We start from the raw sequence: 13,272 nt of genomic DNA on the forward strand, positions 1-13,272 counted from the left end.
TGATGTTGAAGGGCCTGCTGTCCCGCGCGAAGAACAAGGTGACCGGGCTTCGCCCAGCCAGCGCCGACGCCATGCCCGCCGCGCCGGTCCTGGAGGCCCCTCCCGCCGATTCCAGGGCCCGGGCCAAGGCCCTGCTGATGGGCCTGCAGGACTCCATCTGCGCCGGCCTCGAGCAATTCGATGGCGTGGGCAGCTTCGCGGAAGAGAGCTGGGTGCGTCCGGAAGGCGGTGGCGGCCGCTCCCGGGTCATGAAGCAGGGCCGCGTGTTCGAGCAGGGCGGTGTGAACTTCTCGGAGGTGGAGGGCTCGGAATTGCCCCCTTCGATCCTCAGCCAGCGGCCGGAGGCCAAGGGGCACCGCTGGTTTGCCACCGGCACATCGATGGTGCTGCATCCCCGCAACCCCTATATCCCCACCATTCACCTCAACTACCGCTACTTCGAGGCGGGTCCGGTGTGGTGGTTCGGTGGCGGCGCCGACCTCACCCCCTACTACCCGTTCCTGGAGGACGCCCAGCACTTCCACCGCACCCTCAAGGGCGCCTGCGACAGCGTGAACCCGGCCTATTACCCAGTGTTCAAGCCCTGGTGCGACGAGTATTTCTTCCTCAAGCACCGCCAGGAAACCCGCGGGGTGGGCGGCATCTTCTACGACTACCAAGATCCCCGCGGCGTGCTGTACAAGGGCCAAGATCCGAACGGCCCCGCGGCGGCGGCCAGCCAGGCCGCCGGTGCCGTGAGCCAGAGCTGGGACCAGCTGTTCCAGCTGGCCTCCGCCTGCGGCAACGCCTTTCTCCCGAGCTATCTGCCCATAGCCGAGAAGCGGCAGTTCACCCCCTTCGGCACCCGCGAGCGCGACTTCCAGCTCTACCGCCGCGGCCGCTACGTGGAGTTCAACCTGGTGTTCGACCGGGGCACGATCTTCGGCCTGCAGACCAATGGCCGCACCGAGTCGATCCTGATGTCGCTGCCGCCCCTAGTGCGCTGGGAGTACGGGTATCAGGCCGAAGCCGGCAGCCGTGAGGCACTGCTCACCGATCTGTTTACCCGCCCCCAGAACTGGCTGGGCGACCCCTCTCTGGCGGCACGCTGCCAACCCCACGGGGCAGTGGGCTAACCAGCGGCTGATCTAGGCCGCCCGCCAGTGCCACAGCAACGCGATCGGCGATGAAGGCGATGGCCGCCAGCCGGCGGCTGGGATCCCGCAGGGTGGACTCCAAGGCCCCTTCGAGCTTGCCGATCTCAAGCAGAGTGATCCCCCGGCGCGGCCCACCCAGGCCGCCCCGGAACCCCATCGGATAGGCGCCGAAGGCGGCGGCCAGGCTTTCATCCACCCGCGTGAAGGGGCCCTGCAGGGCCGGGATCACGCCGGAGCCGATGCCACTCGAGCCGTAGGCATCGAAGTGAATCTCCAGGGCGTAGCCCCCACTGCGAACATGGCGCTTGCCCACACTCCAGTTGGTGCGCGGATCGTCCTGGTGGTGGATCGTGCGCAGGGGCGGTTCGTAGTAGCGGATGTTGAGGCCCAGCAACTGGCCGCGGGCCACGACCGCCTGGGCCACCGCCAGATTCCAGTAAAGCTCGTCGGTGATGCCGGGCTGCATGGGGGCCAAGCCCGCCAGCGCCACCGCAGCTCCGGCGGTGCCAGCACCCGCAATCCCCTGGGAATCGGCATGGCCCGCCATCACCAGGATCTCGGTGGCTGCAGGCAACGGCCGCAGACCGATCCAGTTCTTCTGCAGCGCGCTGCGGGGACCGGTGAGGCTCTCGCTCCCCCTGGCGCTGGCTGTCACCAGGGGTTGGGCCGCGGCCGGAGCCAGCAGCCCGAGGGCCAGCAACAGGGCAAGGCGTCGGCCCATCAGATCGGCGAGCTGAGCAGATTGCCGTCGCTGAACAGACCCAGCTTGGGTCCCATCTCCAGCTCAAGGGCAATCAGTTCATCCCGGTGGGCGCGCAAGCGCAGGGCGCTGCCGGTGGCGGTGTCGTGGCTGATCAGCCGGAGTTCAACGGTTTCAGCCCGGGCAGCACGACGGCGATAGATCACCCCCGCCAGCGGACCCAGGCCCACCAACAGCAGGGGCCACCAGCCCAACGGGGGCAACAGCTGGCGGATCACTAGGCCCAGACAACCGGCACCCACGCCTCCCAAAAGCGAGAGCAACACCGCCAGCACCGGGCTCGCCTCCACCTGACCGCGAAAGCGCAGTAGACGCCGCTCAGGGTTGGCGTCCTCGGCTGTCCAGCCGCGTTGCTGCAACCAGTCGGCAATGCCGGGCAACACCTCCAGCGGGGGCTTGGAGGACCGCACCTCCACCACGGTGGTGCGGTCCTTACTGGCAGCCCGAAGGAAGAACACCAGGCCGACAGCCAGCAGCACCGTGAGCAGGAGCGTGGAGCCCAGAGCTGTTGGCATGGGACCCAGTCTCAACACAAAGTTGGAGCTCATTCTCCTCCAACCAGTGATGCCACGGCACCATGAGGTCTAGGGCCTGCTCGCGGCTGCCCTCCAGCAAGTGGAGCATCCGCCGAGGCCGGCCCCGGCTTGGGCAGCGCTGGGCATAGCTGCTGATGGCTCCCAGCTGATCCAGAAAGGTGAGCGCCTGTTGCAACACGGTCTCGGAAAGGCGCAACTTGGGATGGGCTGCAGCGAGGTCGTGCATCAGAGCCGTGGGATAGGTGTCGGCCTCCAACAGGCACTCCAGCACCCAGCACACCGCCAGCTCCAGCCCCAGGTGCTGAATGGCCGGGCGGGCGAAGAAGGCGTGAATGACCTCCAGTCCGGCACGGGCGGGCTTCGGGGTGGATCGCATCACGGCGTATCGGGGCGCGCTCTATCCACCAACTAGCCAGGTCTCGGGTCAAATCTCAAAAGCGATAGACGATCTTGGGTTTTGGGCGGAGGGGCCTCGGCGTCCGCGACGATGGCAGCACAGTCTCCAGGCCAGGACCTCCGGCCCTCACCCCACCAGCCATGACCAGCCCCCACAGCGCCCCGACCGCCGGCTCCAGCCCCGCTCGCTTTGCCGTTCTCGATGGCGATCTGAATGCCGAATGGCATGCCCTGCTGGGGGCCTCCAGCGGCCTGGCCGTGGACACGGAAGCCATGGGCCTGGTGCACGGCCGCGACAGGCTCTGCCTGGTGCAGATCAGCGACGATCACGACAACGTGTGCTGCATCCGCATCCAGCGCGGCCAACGGCAGGCCCCTCTGCTTCAGCAGCTGATGGAGGCCCCCACGATCGAAAAGGTGTTCCACTTCGCCCGCTTTGACGTGGCAGCCCTAGGGGAGGGCCTGGGCATCGCCGTGGCGCCCCTGTTCTGCACCAAAGTGGGCAGCCGGCTGGCTCGCACCTACACCAACCGGCATGGGCTCAAGGAACTGGTGCAGGAGCTCTGCGGGGTGGAACTCGACAAGGGCGCCCAAAGCAGCGACTGGGGCCGGGTGGAAGACCTCAGCGACAGCCAGCTTGCCTATGCCGCCAACGACGTGCGCTATCTCCTGGCCGCCCGCGACCGGCTCACGCAGATGCTGGAACGCGAGGAGCGCATGGAGCTAGCTCGGCGCAGCTTTGCCTGCATCCCAGTGATCGCCGAGCTCGATCGCGGCCGCTTCGGGGCGATCTTCGAGCACCGCTGCTGACCCCCAGCCGCGCTGGGAACTGGTCAGTCGTCGCCGATGTAATTGGCCTCCTCGGCCACGGCCTCCAACAGCACATCCAGCAACTGGCGGGACTCGGCACTCACCCCCTGGGATTCCAGCAACAACCTCTGGGCAATCAACAAACGGCCATCGGCGTCCCGCACCCCTTCCCTGGCGGCCACCAGATCCACCTTGCGGCGGGCCGAGGCGATGCTGATGCTCAGCTGGCTGGCGAGCCGCCCGCAGGCCGTCACGAAGTGCTTGTCCTGGGGTGCGGGCATCGAACGGGTGCGGGCATGGGCTCACCCCCATCATCCCGCGGCGGTGGCGGCGTCCACCAGCCGCTGCTGCACCAACTCCGCCAGGGCAGCACTGCCCCCTGCCCGGCCCATGCGCCGGCGGCCCATGCGGCCCAAGGCGCGGCGGAGGGAGGGCTCCCGCAACAAGAGCTCCAGCCGGTCGGCCAGCTCTGAAGCACTGCGGCATACCCCCACCGCCCCGCCCAGCAGACGGCTCTGCCGCTGGGCAAAGCCCACTTTGAACTGGGGCCCCGGCCGGGGTAGCGACAGACAGGGCACACCAAGCCCCACCAATTGCTCAGTGGCGGTGCCAGCTGCGGCAAGCCCCACCTCACCCCAGCTGGCCCAACGGCCAAACCCGCCACTACCGATCAGCAACAGCACAGGCCCCCGGCTCCAGGCGGCCTGCGCCCCTGTGCCATCTGGGATGGCCGCCGGGGCGTAGCCCAGGCGGCGGAGCAGCGGCAGCCAATCGTCAGGGCTGGGCCGTGAACCGGTAGGAGCCAGCACCAGCAACCGAGCGGCGTCAGGCTCCCCTGGCGGTTGGAGCACCCAGGCATCGAGGGCCAGGAGCAGGCGCTCGAGATTGCCCAGGGCCTCGGGCATCCGGCTGCCGCCCAGCAACACCAGCCGACGGTGGCCCACCAAGGCCGCTGGCAGGGGGACGCCCTCCAGGCCATCCATCATCGGATTGCCCGGCGCCAGGGACCTCACGCCATGGCGCTGCAGTCCCCTGGCGGTGAGGCCATCACGCAGGGCCACCAGCCGGCAACGGGCTCGGCCCATCAAGGCCCATTCCCAGGGATCCCATTCGCTGCCCTTGAGACGGTGGTAAACAGCGGCCACCCCCGCCGAGCCAGGACCACTGCGCCAGGTGTAATCGCTCTTGGGCGTGCCAATGAAGCCATAGGGAGCGCCACTGCCCCAGGCCAGCAGCAGGGGCAGGAGATCCCCCACCGCCAGCACCGGATCACCGTGGCGCCCCCAGCGCCGCACCAGCCGCCATTGGTGCCAGCTCAGCCCCACCACACCGGCCGCCAGATCCCGCAGCAAGCCCGTCAGGCTCTGGTTGCTGAAGCCACCGCTGGGCAGCTGACGCCTGGGGCCAATGCGGCGCAACACCCCGGCCTGCTCCGCCGCGGCAAACGCCGAGCCCTCCCCCACCAGCGGCAACACCGCCAGCTCCAGCTGCGGACATCGCTGGTGGAGGGCCAGCAACACCCGCAGGGCGATCAGGTCTTCCCCGTGGCCGTTGCTCAGAACCAGCAGACGGCCGGGCATCTTGTGGCTGATACGATCCGTGCAAGGGAGTTTGCTCCTGAACGGCGGCATGGCCAAGTGGTAAGGCAGAGGATTGCAAATCCTTTACCCCCAGTTCGAATCTGGGTGCCGCCTCTTAAAAACGCAGTGCCATAAGCGCAATCTTTTGCGCTTGGCGCTGGCTTCTTGTTGTAGCTGCGTGCTTTGCCAGCACCAGCGCATTGACCTGGTTTGCTGGCAAGTCGGTTGGCCAGTGATGCGCCGAATCGCCCACCCGTTTTTCACCCAGCCCTGGCCAACGGGTCAAGCAGAGGCGCCACGCCTGGCCTCACGCCGAGCAACCCACCGAGCGCAAGGCTTGACCAGGCGCTCGCCTTGGGGAATCAGACCGTGATGAATGGGACAGGTGATACAGACGGCGCCTGAGCGGGCAGGGCGGTCGCCAACAGCGGTCGGGATCCATAGACCCGATGAAGCGCCTGCTGCTCACGCACAGGGGCCAAAGATCAAGTGCTCTGCCGAAAACACCGTGGAGATGCGCCTTACAAGGACGGCACCATCTGCCCTCAGCTGGCGATGGGATGCGACGACCATCTCAACCGGGCACTGCTGATGGAGCTCAAACGGATAGACGAGCAGCAGGAGAGCACCGACGGGAGAACGAACTCACCGAGCCTTAACATAGACAAAAGAATCAGTCACCTGATTCAAGGGATTACAAAATGAAGCAGACACTTCATGCTAGCCGTCACACAATCTGCCACTGATTGACAAGAGTCAGAAGCAGAACCAGACCGAGAGATTAACCCTTGGCAATGAAAAGGAAAAGCCAAACCCCATCATTCCCTGGAAATGCTCTCTTCCTTGGAGACCGCCTTGGACAGTCCAGAGAAGAGGTCCCCGACTAGCGTTGCCATGTCCGCGGGCAAAGAGACATCTGGAACCGAGTCAACTGCAACGGCAATCAAAACGGCAGCGTCGAGGAGCGTCGATGCCTCCTTGGCGCTGAGGGCAATGAGGTGCTCGTCACCACAGCGCGTTAGGCGCATCCAACAAACTTGAATGAAGGTGACAGTAACGAATTTATAGTTGAAGCGCAATAGAGTCCCATTTGCAGCAGATAGCAGCAGATAGCAGCGGGACGCCCCAGCACACGACCCGGTGCCAGCAATCGCCACCTGTAGCGCCCCTCGAGAATTCTTGCCACCATGGGCAGTGCTAGGTGCCCATGGTGATGACCGCAACCACCTTCAACACCCAGAACCTTCGGGGTCAGACCCTCCTGTTCCGCTGCCTTGAAACAGGGTTCGTCACGACCGCCCCTGCCCTGACCCGCTACCAGCAGGGAAGAGGCATCGACCCGTCACGAAGGGAACTGGTGGGCGAGCGTCCTGGCAACTGGATCAAAAAGGCACCCACCATGACCTGTGAGCACTGCGGGATAGCGATCAAGGGCAATCCAGCGGGTCTGCGTGAGCACCAGCAGTCCAAGCGGTGCCAGAGGGCACAGAAAGGAGCGTGATCCACCCAGATCAGGAATGCAACTGCAGCGAACTGACCGATTGAGAGATCAGACGCTCGGCAAGGTCTCTGACCGATAGGCCCGCCTTGGCACTGAGTCGCTGAAGGCACTCATAGGCATGGTCAGAAACCTCCAAATCAAGACGCTGAGGCAGTTTTGAGCGGTCAAGGCACCAAGAAGAACCAGACATGATGCACAAAGAGGCGGATGAGATGGAGATAGCAGCAGTTTTAAGGTGGCAAAATGAACAGTTTGACAAACAGACGCAAATGCGCCGCGCGTTTGCAACAGGAATGCTGCATAACGCCGCAAATAGAGGCGGTCAGGCACTGGGCATACCAGGGACAGTTGCAGTCCATGCAAGAAGGGGGGGGGTAGAAGGGAGGATTGATCAGAAACGAAGAATTTTGGGGAAAACGAACAAATCTGCCTACCTAGTGGAAGACAATATGGACAAGGGATGGGGCGATGGAGTCAATTCATGCCACACCGAACCAGAGGCATGACCTACGAATTCAGCGGCGAGCAGCCTCCCCTTCAGCGCACTGATCTTGCGCTGAAGTCACCCAAGCGAATCTCTATCACTGTTCCCCATAACACCTATGAGCGCCTGCTGAAGCGAAGCGATTACGAGGGGCGCTCGCTGAGCAACTTGGCAGCGTTCCTCCTAGAGGAAGCAATAGAAAAACAATCAGGTAACATATGAGTGTTTTCAACAGTTTCATGACAATGGAGGCGCCGTGGCAGCAGTTCAACCAACAAAGGAACCAAAACTGGACCTCCTGCCATTCCCTTTAAAGAACACTGGCAGATTGCATTCGGCAAATCCGACGGAAATGCTGAGCCTTGATCTCATTGGCAAGGGACTCAGAGAAAACAGATCGAGCGTGATACGACCAAGCGCGGACTATGCGCTCGCCAGGATCGGGGGAATAGAGATGGTGGCGACAAGAACCACTCCCTGCATTTCAATAGCAGACGACCCCAAGCACATCACCATGGCAATGCTCTATGCGGGGGAGAGATACAGATACCAACAGCAGAGCGGCGTTCAACACATAGAGCCTGGGAGCATTCACGTGTGTCAACGAACAGGGGGAGCAGCACATATCGGTTACTTCTCTGGAATCATCTGCGAGATTGATCGGTTGCGACTAGAGAGGACCATGAGAGCACTGGGACGCGAAGAGTTCAAGTGGAATTCGCAGAAGTCATATGTGCTCAGAAAGAGGGGATCCCACGAGGGTCGCAACACGCAACGGCACCTATGGTCCCTGCTTGCCTTCGTAGATGAACTACTCGGTGAAAGCGAATATCTGGCAACAGGTCTTGGCTTGGACGAACAGGTCTATCGCTTGCTGGCGATGTCACTCTTCCAAGAAGAAGGAGTGCTGGAAAATACCCAGGAACAGTGGGGAGCATCAACGAAGCAATGGACCGATAAACTTGACGATCTAGTGGATTACATTCACTCCAATGCCCACTTGAACCTCACTCTGACAGACCTTGAGGAGCGCAGTCATTACTCAGGCAGGCAACTGCAGAACCTGTTTAGAGAGAAGTTTGACTGCACTCCGTTGCAGTTCGTGAGAAGGCAACGGTTATCCACTGCGATGGAGAAACTCCAAACAGCGGGTCTTGGCGACACAGTGACCACAATCGCCAGGGATATGGGTTATCGCTACACCTCAAGTTTCAGTTGCGACTTCCAGAGAGAGTTTGGAGTCAGTCCCTCAGTCGTGCTCAGGTCATCACGACGTGGGAAAGGACATAGCGTATAAAGGACTTAAGCGCCCCAGAAAATCTTGGACAACCTGAATGCTGGATACCTCCAACTGGGTCTGTTCGCCCTGGTCTTTGGGGGTCTTCAGGTGTGGTGGATCAGCAGCACTCTGCGACGGCGCGACCTGGCACGACCATTGCGTGAGGGAGAGTTCCGCAAAACCTTGGAGAGGATCTGGGCGAAGGGGCAACGGATCTCGTAGAGGCGCAATGGTTGCGCTGCTACCGAACCTCAGGTGCAGTCCAGTACTCACAGCGGTTGTTGGATGCCACCTGAGCAGGCAACACGACCTGCCAAACCCTGCAGACGCCAGAACTTCCTTGACACCCATTGAAGTTCTGGCAGCTGGTGCAGCGGGAAGGGACAGGCGCCATGCGTGACGGTTGAGCAAGCGTCCATCGTAGATCCACGGGTCTTGATGCGCCCGCCGCATAACGGGCAAAACCCAACGCTGCAAGCCACAATGGACCGAAGCGACCAGCGCCAGGGACCGACTCCGCGACCTTCACCTCCCCCGAAGCAAGCGATGAGGATGCGGGGGAAGACCTGGATGGTTTCGACGACCCGCGGCGCCTCTCTTGAATTGCCGAAAGCGCCCAATCCTACTTGGCTTGAACAAGAGCAACCGCCCTAGAAAGAGTCAGTCCCATAACATCATAAATCATAAATCCGTGAAAAAGAATCAGCATTCTTGCTCGCGCCGACCTCCCCTTTATTGCATTGATCGTAGCGGAAAAAACAGAAGAAAAGGAAGCAACAAAATAGTCTACGGGGCGCGGCGGCGCGACACCTTCGCAATCGAGATGGAACAGGGGTCGATCGCTTGCCCTGGCAAATGTATCGAGTCGCCAATAAACCCAACCCCAAATCAGGAGCGAATAAGGTAAGAAGAATAGAACTTGCGAGATCAGAAGAAATCGTGATGTTACAGAGTCAAAAACAAGAATATTCAGTCCAATCAACTGAATAACCAATCGAAAGATGACATAGATGCCCAATAAATCCAAATACGGTCGCGCCCAAGCAGGCCTCTTTGAGCGACAGAAGAGATAGGCAAGCGGAACGAGAACCAAGGGCAGCGATACATAAGTCAACCTTGTCGCCACAAAGGACTCAAATCCCACAAAAAAAGCAATTGCTCCGTGAATATCAGAGAAAGACTGGATATCAGAATAAAAGGAAAAGACCTGAAAACCCAGCAAGGCAAAAACCAAAACAAAGAAGAGGATTTCCCATCTGATCCGAAGATAGCGACAGAGAAAAGAAAGAGCTTCCAAGGTATCTCTTGGCAATGATTGATTGCCAATCAATTATCAATCACTTCAAACAGATCCTCAATCCCACAATCCAGCACCGTCACAATCTTCCCCGCCAGATCCGACGACAGTGCGGACGCCGCCTTGTCGTCAGCTCTCGCCAGACGGGTGATGGTGGTTGCCGCCACTCCAGCAGCAACCGCCAGCGCGTTCATCGTGATCGGTTTCTCCCCCGCCTCAGCACGACGCAGGCTTGCCTTGGCAAGGGTCAGACGGACTTGCGTTGCCACAAGGCGCACGAGACCTCAAGCACCGGAACATGCAATAAATGCTTAAGCGCGCAAGATCTTAGCGCTTGATGCTATGAATACGCCAGCGCCGCCTCCAAAGCAAGAAACCCAAGAACAGCAGCGAAGGCCAGCAGGGAAGGAAAAGAGAGCACGACAGCAACCCCAAGGAATGGCGCAATCCTGAAGCAAATCCGAAGGCGGCGCCGTGCTCGAACACATACCAGAACCAAGCGGGTCATTTCGCAATGACTTTCGGTGCCAAGCACCCTATCCTTAGCCTCCTGGGCTGCATCTACAGTGTTGAAGGCAAGAGGTTCATCGAGGCCCGCCCCTCGAATGGCTTCTCCCAGAAGGCCACAGGGGTTCCCCAATGCGCTGTCTGATCCCTGCGGGTGCTGGCGGACTCCCCTGCCACACTCAATCCACTCATCTCAGCAGAAATTGCAGACGACCATCCCAACACCCCTAAGCAGTTCGGCATTCGCCTGAGTCAGGACACGATGGAACTGGTGTCCACCATTCAGGAGTTCCGCCAACGCACCAATCAACCCGCGAGCCTCGCTGCCATCGTGGAACCTGACACTCGATGCCCTGCTGCAACGGCGCTCAGAGATCACAGGGCAGGTCAAGTCGCTGGAACAAGAGCGCCAAGGCATTCGCGCCCCTGGTGGGTGGATCCTCCAGCAGCGGTCACGCCCCAGTTGGGACTATGCACCTGAGATCCGTGAGGCAATCAAAGCTCTTCAGAAGCAGGAACAGCATCAGGCACTGCAATGACCAACAAGACCTCGGAAGAGGGTCAATCCAATGCTCAAGATGGGTGCCGCCTCTTCCCTAACTCAGTCCCCACGGGTGCTGGATGACACGGGCAGGGCACCGACCCGCCAAGCACCCCGGTGAGCACCTGCTGGTATCCGTGGCGGAACCGGGGAAGGAGGCATACCCTTCAGGTATTGAGCTCACTCCCATGCGACGCCTCCTGCTGCTGGCCCTGGCCACCGTGACCATCGCTGGCACCGTCACCGCCACGGCCTGCGAGAAGCACATGAACGGGCATCAGAACGGCTCCGACACCGATGTGGAAGGCAGCAAGCGCTAGGTGAACGGCATCGGCCGCCGCGCCGCGCCTTTTCAGAGGATGTCAGTGGATCTTGGATGCTCCCGAAGCACCAACACCCAGGCCATCCAACTCTTTCAAGGCTGCCGCCGCTTCAAAGCCGCTCCAGATTGAATCTTCAAGCACCTCCACATCCGGCGTTGTGGAGGCAAGCTTCCGCAGACGCTGGCGCAGCTGGGAGGCCAGATCATGAGCTTGCGGGCTATCACGGAATTCCCGACGGATCATCAGAGCATCTCCAACGGCCAGGGGAAGTTTCAGTGGGAGCTCCACAACAGACTCTCCATAGAGAGGTAGGGCCAGGGGCGTCGAGAAGCCAACCAGCAGATCCTCCACACCCTCTTGCTCCTGCCGGCCCCTGCGACCAGACAGCGGCGTGGCGAAGCCTGAGCCCTGACAGAGCCCGCAGTGCTGCAAGGCTGCCTGGAACTGCGGAAACGCGCCATCGGGCAGCGGCCAGCAGGCGTACTGAGCCACATCAGCAAAGGTGACGTGACTCCCAAGGGCCAGCAGAGGATGCCCCTGGTTCACAACCAAGCGCATCGGCATCCGACTCAGGGGGATCGCAACAATGTCCGCATCATCGCCGCAGGGCACATCTGGATAGGAGGCAACCCAGGCATCGATCACACCCAGGGCCAGCAAGTGCAACGACCTGTGGTACTCCAGAACATTCCGATGTCCTGTGATCCAGCCAGAAGGAGGTGGAGCGCAAAGCGAGGGCCCCGACCAATGCTGCGCTTCCAGCCGCAACGGGAGGCCCTTCTGCCACCTGACGTGCTGATGAACCTTCCGCTCAAGATTGAGCAGCACTAGGTCACCGTCCAAGTGCCACTCAGATCCAGCCTTTCTCAGTTCAACACCGAAGATATCGGCGCACCGCCTCGCGCTTCGACTCACAAACGACTGACTGAAACAGAAGGCACTCGCCACCGCGTGCCCCGTGCGCAACCAGATCAACCCATCCAGTGCGGCAAGAGACTCAAGATCAACCAAGACCCCCCCAATAGCATCACTGCACTATTGCATCAATCCACTGGCCTCCCATGGAAGCCAACGATCTGCGCACAATCTTGCAGATCCTGCATAGCGGCGAGACTCATCCATGCCGAGGACTAGAAGGCTCAAGGCAGATCTCCGGATACCGACGCGCGAACTGCCGCAGCCGGGCGACGATCAGATCGCGCAGAGCTAGGAGCCTGGGATGGGAACAGAAATCTCTGCGAACCACCATCACTTCGCCCGAATCGAAGGGCAAGTGCAAAGGGAGTGGCACCAAGCCGGAACCACTCACCTCCATGCTCAGCACCGTTCCGTAGCCAACTGTGAGCTCAGCCTCAGTTTTGCCCTCCCAAGCCTCGCGCCGGTAACGCGACATGCGAACGAAGTCGTTCCAAAGACCAATCGACTTCAACGATGCCTCCACCAGCGGATAGGCACCACTTGGCAAGCCAAGAGTAGGGTACTCAGCAACATCAGAATAGGCGAGATTACGCTTGCTCATCAAGGGATGATCTGGGCTCGCAACGAAGAACACCGGCATCGAAGACAGGCTCAGCGACACCAACTCAGGATCATCATTAGAGGGACAATCGGGAAGTGCGCCTAGACAGACATCCACAATCCGCTCACGAATAAGCTGGAAGCTTCTCGGCACACCAACAATATTCGACAAGCCCAGAATCCAACCCTCTGGAACCGGCGAACACAGCAAAGGCCCCGACCAATACGTAGCCCGGCCGCCGCCCCATCCAACGCGCGGTTTGATGCACCCTGCGCTCAAGCAGAAGGATTGAGCTATCCCCCAGAGTGTTCCACTCGCCGTCAACACGCTGCAAGTCAAGACCAAAGAGATCCAGGCATTTCCTGGATTGCCTGCTCACGGAAGCCGCACTGATGGCGAACCGCTTGGACACCTCCTCCCCGGTTCTCAACCACTGCAGCGCATCGAGCGCAGTCAGGGCATCCAGATCAACCAACGCTCAGTACCAAGCGGAATCAACTTTACGGCCGCGATCAGGCCAGCAACGCTCGCGTGACAACAGCGTTGTCAGCAAAGCAATCCTCGCAGCTGGCCACCACCACTTCAAACAGCGACAACAAGCCG

Annotated in this window: 19 protein-coding genes and 1 tRNA gene; 9 read left to right on the top strand and 11 right to left on the bottom strand. The window is 61.0% G+C overall.

Features of this window, described 5'->3' with window-relative positions; genetic code table 11:
* Positions 1-71 precede the first annotated feature (71 nt).
* On the top strand, positions 72-1,115 hold the full coding sequence (gene hemF / locus KBZ14_RS00380) for an oxygen-dependent coproporphyrinogen oxidase (protein WP_255116577.1): 1,044 nt from the start codon (positions 72-74) through the stop codon (positions 1,113-1,115).
* On the opposite strand, the gene KBZ14_RS00385 is transcribed toward hemF, so the two are convergent.
* The 3 genes from KBZ14_RS00385 to KBZ14_RS00395 are packed head-to-tail and all read right to left on the bottom strand — an operon-like array spanning position 1,042 to position 2,808.
* Entirely contained in the window at positions 1,042-1,857 is an 816-nt protein-coding gene (locus KBZ14_RS00385; protein WP_315856110.1) for a dehydrogenase, read from the bottom strand. The genes hemF and KBZ14_RS00385 overlap by 74 nt on opposite strands.
* The gene (locus KBZ14_RS00390; RefSeq protein WP_255116304.1) at positions 1,857-2,411 is read right to left on the bottom strand and encodes a cofactor assembly of complex C subunit B; all 555 of its coding nucleotides are present in this window, start codon (positions 2,409-2,411) and stop codon (positions 1,857-1,859) included. The genes KBZ14_RS00385 and KBZ14_RS00390 overlap by 1 nt, the downstream gene beginning before the upstream one ends.
* Entirely contained in the window at positions 2,329-2,808 is a 480-nt protein-coding gene (locus KBZ14_RS00395; protein ID WP_315856111.1) for a Pex protein, read from the bottom strand. The genes KBZ14_RS00390 and KBZ14_RS00395 overlap by 83 nt, the downstream gene beginning before the upstream one ends.
* 161 nt (positions 2,809-2,969) lie before the next feature.
* Between KBZ14_RS00395 and KBZ14_RS00400 the strand changes: the two genes are divergently transcribed.
* Complete coding sequence (locus KBZ14_RS00400; RefSeq protein WP_255116305.1) at positions 2,970-3,638, top strand: ribonuclease D; 669 nt, start codon at positions 2,970-2,972, stop codon at positions 3,636-3,638.
* 23 nt (positions 3,639-3,661) lie between these two features.
* Here KBZ14_RS00400 and KBZ14_RS00405 read toward each other — a convergent pair whose 3' ends face one another.
* Positions 3,662-3,919: a DUF8658 family protein gene (locus KBZ14_RS00405; protein WP_255116306.1), complete on the bottom strand. Its 258-nt coding sequence runs from the start codon at positions 3,917-3,919 to the stop codon at positions 3,662-3,664.
* Between the two features lie 30 nt (positions 3,920-3,949).
* On the bottom strand, positions 3,950-5,218 hold the full coding sequence (locus KBZ14_RS00410) for a lipid-A-disaccharide synthase-related protein (protein WP_255116307.1): 1,269 nt from the start codon (positions 5,216-5,218) through the stop codon (positions 3,950-3,952).
* 43 nt (positions 5,219-5,261) lie between these two features.
* Between KBZ14_RS00410 and KBZ14_RS00415 the strand changes: the two genes are divergently transcribed.
* A tRNA-Cys gene (locus tag KBZ14_RS00415) sits at positions 5,262-5,332 on the top strand.
* 704 nt (positions 5,333-6,036) lie between these two features.
* Here the strand turns inward: KBZ14_RS00415 and KBZ14_RS00420 are convergent.
* The gene (locus tag KBZ14_RS00420; RefSeq protein ID WP_255116308.1) at positions 6,037-6,297 is read right to left on the bottom strand and encodes a hypothetical protein; all 261 of its coding nucleotides are present in this window, start codon (positions 6,295-6,297) and stop codon (positions 6,037-6,039) included.
* A 134-nt stretch (positions 6,298-6,431) separates the two neighbouring features.
* On the opposite strand from KBZ14_RS00420, the gene KBZ14_RS00425 reads away from it, so the two are divergent.
* From KBZ14_RS00425 to KBZ14_RS15970, 5 genes are all read left to right on the top strand, one after another.
* Positions 6,432-6,719, top strand: a complete 288-nt coding sequence (locus KBZ14_RS00425; RefSeq protein ID WP_255116309.1) for a hypothetical protein — start codon at positions 6,432-6,434, stop codon at positions 6,717-6,719.
* Positions 6,720-6,910: 191 nt separating this feature from the next.
* Entirely contained in the window at positions 6,911-7,225 is a 315-nt protein-coding gene (locus KBZ14_RS00430; RefSeq protein ID WP_255116310.1) for a hypothetical protein, read from the top strand.
* Entirely contained in the window at positions 7,222-7,425 is a 204-nt protein-coding gene (locus KBZ14_RS00435; RefSeq protein WP_255116311.1) for a ribbon-helix-helix domain-containing protein, read from the top strand. Before KBZ14_RS00430 ends, KBZ14_RS00435 begins: the two co-directional genes overlap by 4 nt.
* A gap of 34 nt (positions 7,426-7,459) precedes the next feature.
* Entirely contained in the window at positions 7,460-8,500 is a 1,041-nt protein-coding gene (locus KBZ14_RS15795) for a helix-turn-helix transcriptional regulator (protein WP_255116312.1), read from the top strand.
* A gap of 24 nt (positions 8,501-8,524) precedes the next feature.
* Positions 8,525-8,704, top strand: coding sequence for a hypothetical protein (locus KBZ14_RS15970; protein WP_488657331.1), 180 nt, complete (start codon positions 8,525-8,527; stop codon positions 8,702-8,704).
* A 400-nt stretch (positions 8,705-9,104) separates the two neighbouring features.
* Here KBZ14_RS15970 and KBZ14_RS00445 read toward each other — a convergent pair whose 3' ends face one another.
* Both KBZ14_RS00445 and KBZ14_RS00450 read right to left on the bottom strand, forming a co-directional pair.
* Entirely contained in the window at positions 9,105-9,779 is a 675-nt protein-coding gene (locus KBZ14_RS00445; RefSeq protein WP_255116313.1) for a hypothetical protein, read from the bottom strand.
* Positions 9,780-9,808: 29 nt separating this feature from the next.
* Entirely contained in the window at positions 9,809-10,057 is a 249-nt protein-coding gene (locus KBZ14_RS00450; protein WP_255116314.1) for a helix-turn-helix domain-containing protein, read from the bottom strand.
* A 958-nt stretch (positions 10,058-11,015) separates the two neighbouring features.
* Here KBZ14_RS00450 and KBZ14_RS00455 point away from each other — a divergent pair.
* Complete coding sequence (locus tag KBZ14_RS00455) at positions 11,016-11,147, top strand: hypothetical protein (protein WP_255116315.1); 132 nt, start codon at positions 11,016-11,018, stop codon at positions 11,145-11,147.
* A 42-nt stretch (positions 11,148-11,189) separates the two neighbouring features.
* Here KBZ14_RS00455 and KBZ14_RS00460 read toward each other — a convergent pair whose 3' ends face one another.
* The 3 genes from KBZ14_RS00460 to KBZ14_RS00470 all read right to left on the bottom strand — a co-directional run bounded on the left by KBZ14_RS00460 (position 11,190) and on the right by KBZ14_RS00470 (position 13,144).
* Positions 11,190-11,816, bottom strand: a complete 627-nt coding sequence (locus KBZ14_RS00460; protein WP_255116316.1) for a type 2 periplasmic-binding domain-containing protein — start codon at positions 11,814-11,816, stop codon at positions 11,190-11,192.
* Positions 11,817-12,264: 448 nt separating this feature from the next.
* A complete protein-coding gene (locus KBZ14_RS00465; RefSeq protein WP_315856115.1) occupies positions 12,265-12,822 on the bottom strand; it encodes a LysR substrate-binding domain-containing protein in 558 nt (185 codons plus the stop codon).
* Positions 12,794-13,144, bottom strand: coding sequence for a hypothetical protein (locus tag KBZ14_RS00470; protein WP_255116317.1), 351 nt, complete (start codon positions 13,142-13,144; stop codon positions 12,794-12,796). The genes KBZ14_RS00465 and KBZ14_RS00470 overlap by 29 nt, the downstream gene beginning before the upstream one ends.
* Between the last annotated feature and the right edge of the window lie 128 nt (positions 13,145-13,272).

The sequence above is a fragment of the Synechococcus sp. HJ21-Hayes genome, from assembly GCF_024345835.1.
Lineage (GTDB): Bacteria > Cyanobacteriota > Cyanobacteriia > PCC-6307 > Cyanobiaceae > Vulcanococcus.

Excerpts from the sequence above, each read along its gene's own strand:
- hemF (WP_255116577.1), top strand. The coding sequence starts at position 72 with ATGCCCGCCGCGCCGGTCCTGGAGGCCCCTCCCGCCGATTCCAGGGCC.
- KBZ14_RS00385 (WP_315856110.1), bottom strand. The coding sequence starts at position 1,857 with ATGGGCCGACGCCTTGCCCTGTTGCTGGCCCTCGGGCTGCTGGCTCCG.
- KBZ14_RS00390 (WP_255116304.1), bottom strand. The coding sequence starts at position 2,411 with ATGCCAACAGCTCTGGGCTCCACGCTCCTGCTCACGGTGCTGCTGGCT.
- KBZ14_RS00395 (WP_315856111.1), bottom strand. The coding sequence starts at position 2,808 with ATGCGATCCACCCCGAAGCCCGCCCGTGCCGGACTGGAGGTCATTCAC.
- KBZ14_RS00400 (WP_255116305.1), top strand. The coding sequence starts at position 2,970 with ATGACCAGCCCCCACAGCGCCCCGACCGCCGGCTCCAGCCCCGCTCGC.
- KBZ14_RS00405 (WP_255116306.1), bottom strand. The coding sequence starts at position 3,919 with ATGCCCGCACCCCAGGACAAGCACTTCGTGACGGCCTGCGGGCGGCTC.
- KBZ14_RS00410 (WP_255116307.1), bottom strand. The coding sequence starts at position 5,218 with ATGCCCGGCCGTCTGCTGGTTCTGAGCAACGGCCACGGGGAAGACCTG.
- KBZ14_RS00425 (WP_255116309.1), top strand. The coding sequence starts at position 6,432 with ATGACCGCAACCACCTTCAACACCCAGAACCTTCGGGGTCAGACCCTC.
- KBZ14_RS00430 (WP_255116310.1), top strand. The coding sequence starts at position 6,911 with ATGCACAAAGAGGCGGATGAGATGGAGATAGCAGCAGTTTTAAGGTGG.
- KBZ14_RS00435 (WP_255116311.1), top strand. The coding sequence starts at position 7,222 with ATGACCTACGAATTCAGCGGCGAGCAGCCTCCCCTTCAGCGCACTGAT.
- KBZ14_RS00455 (WP_255116315.1), top strand. The coding sequence starts at position 11,016 with ATGCGACGCCTCCTGCTGCTGGCCCTGGCCACCGTGACCATCGCTGGC.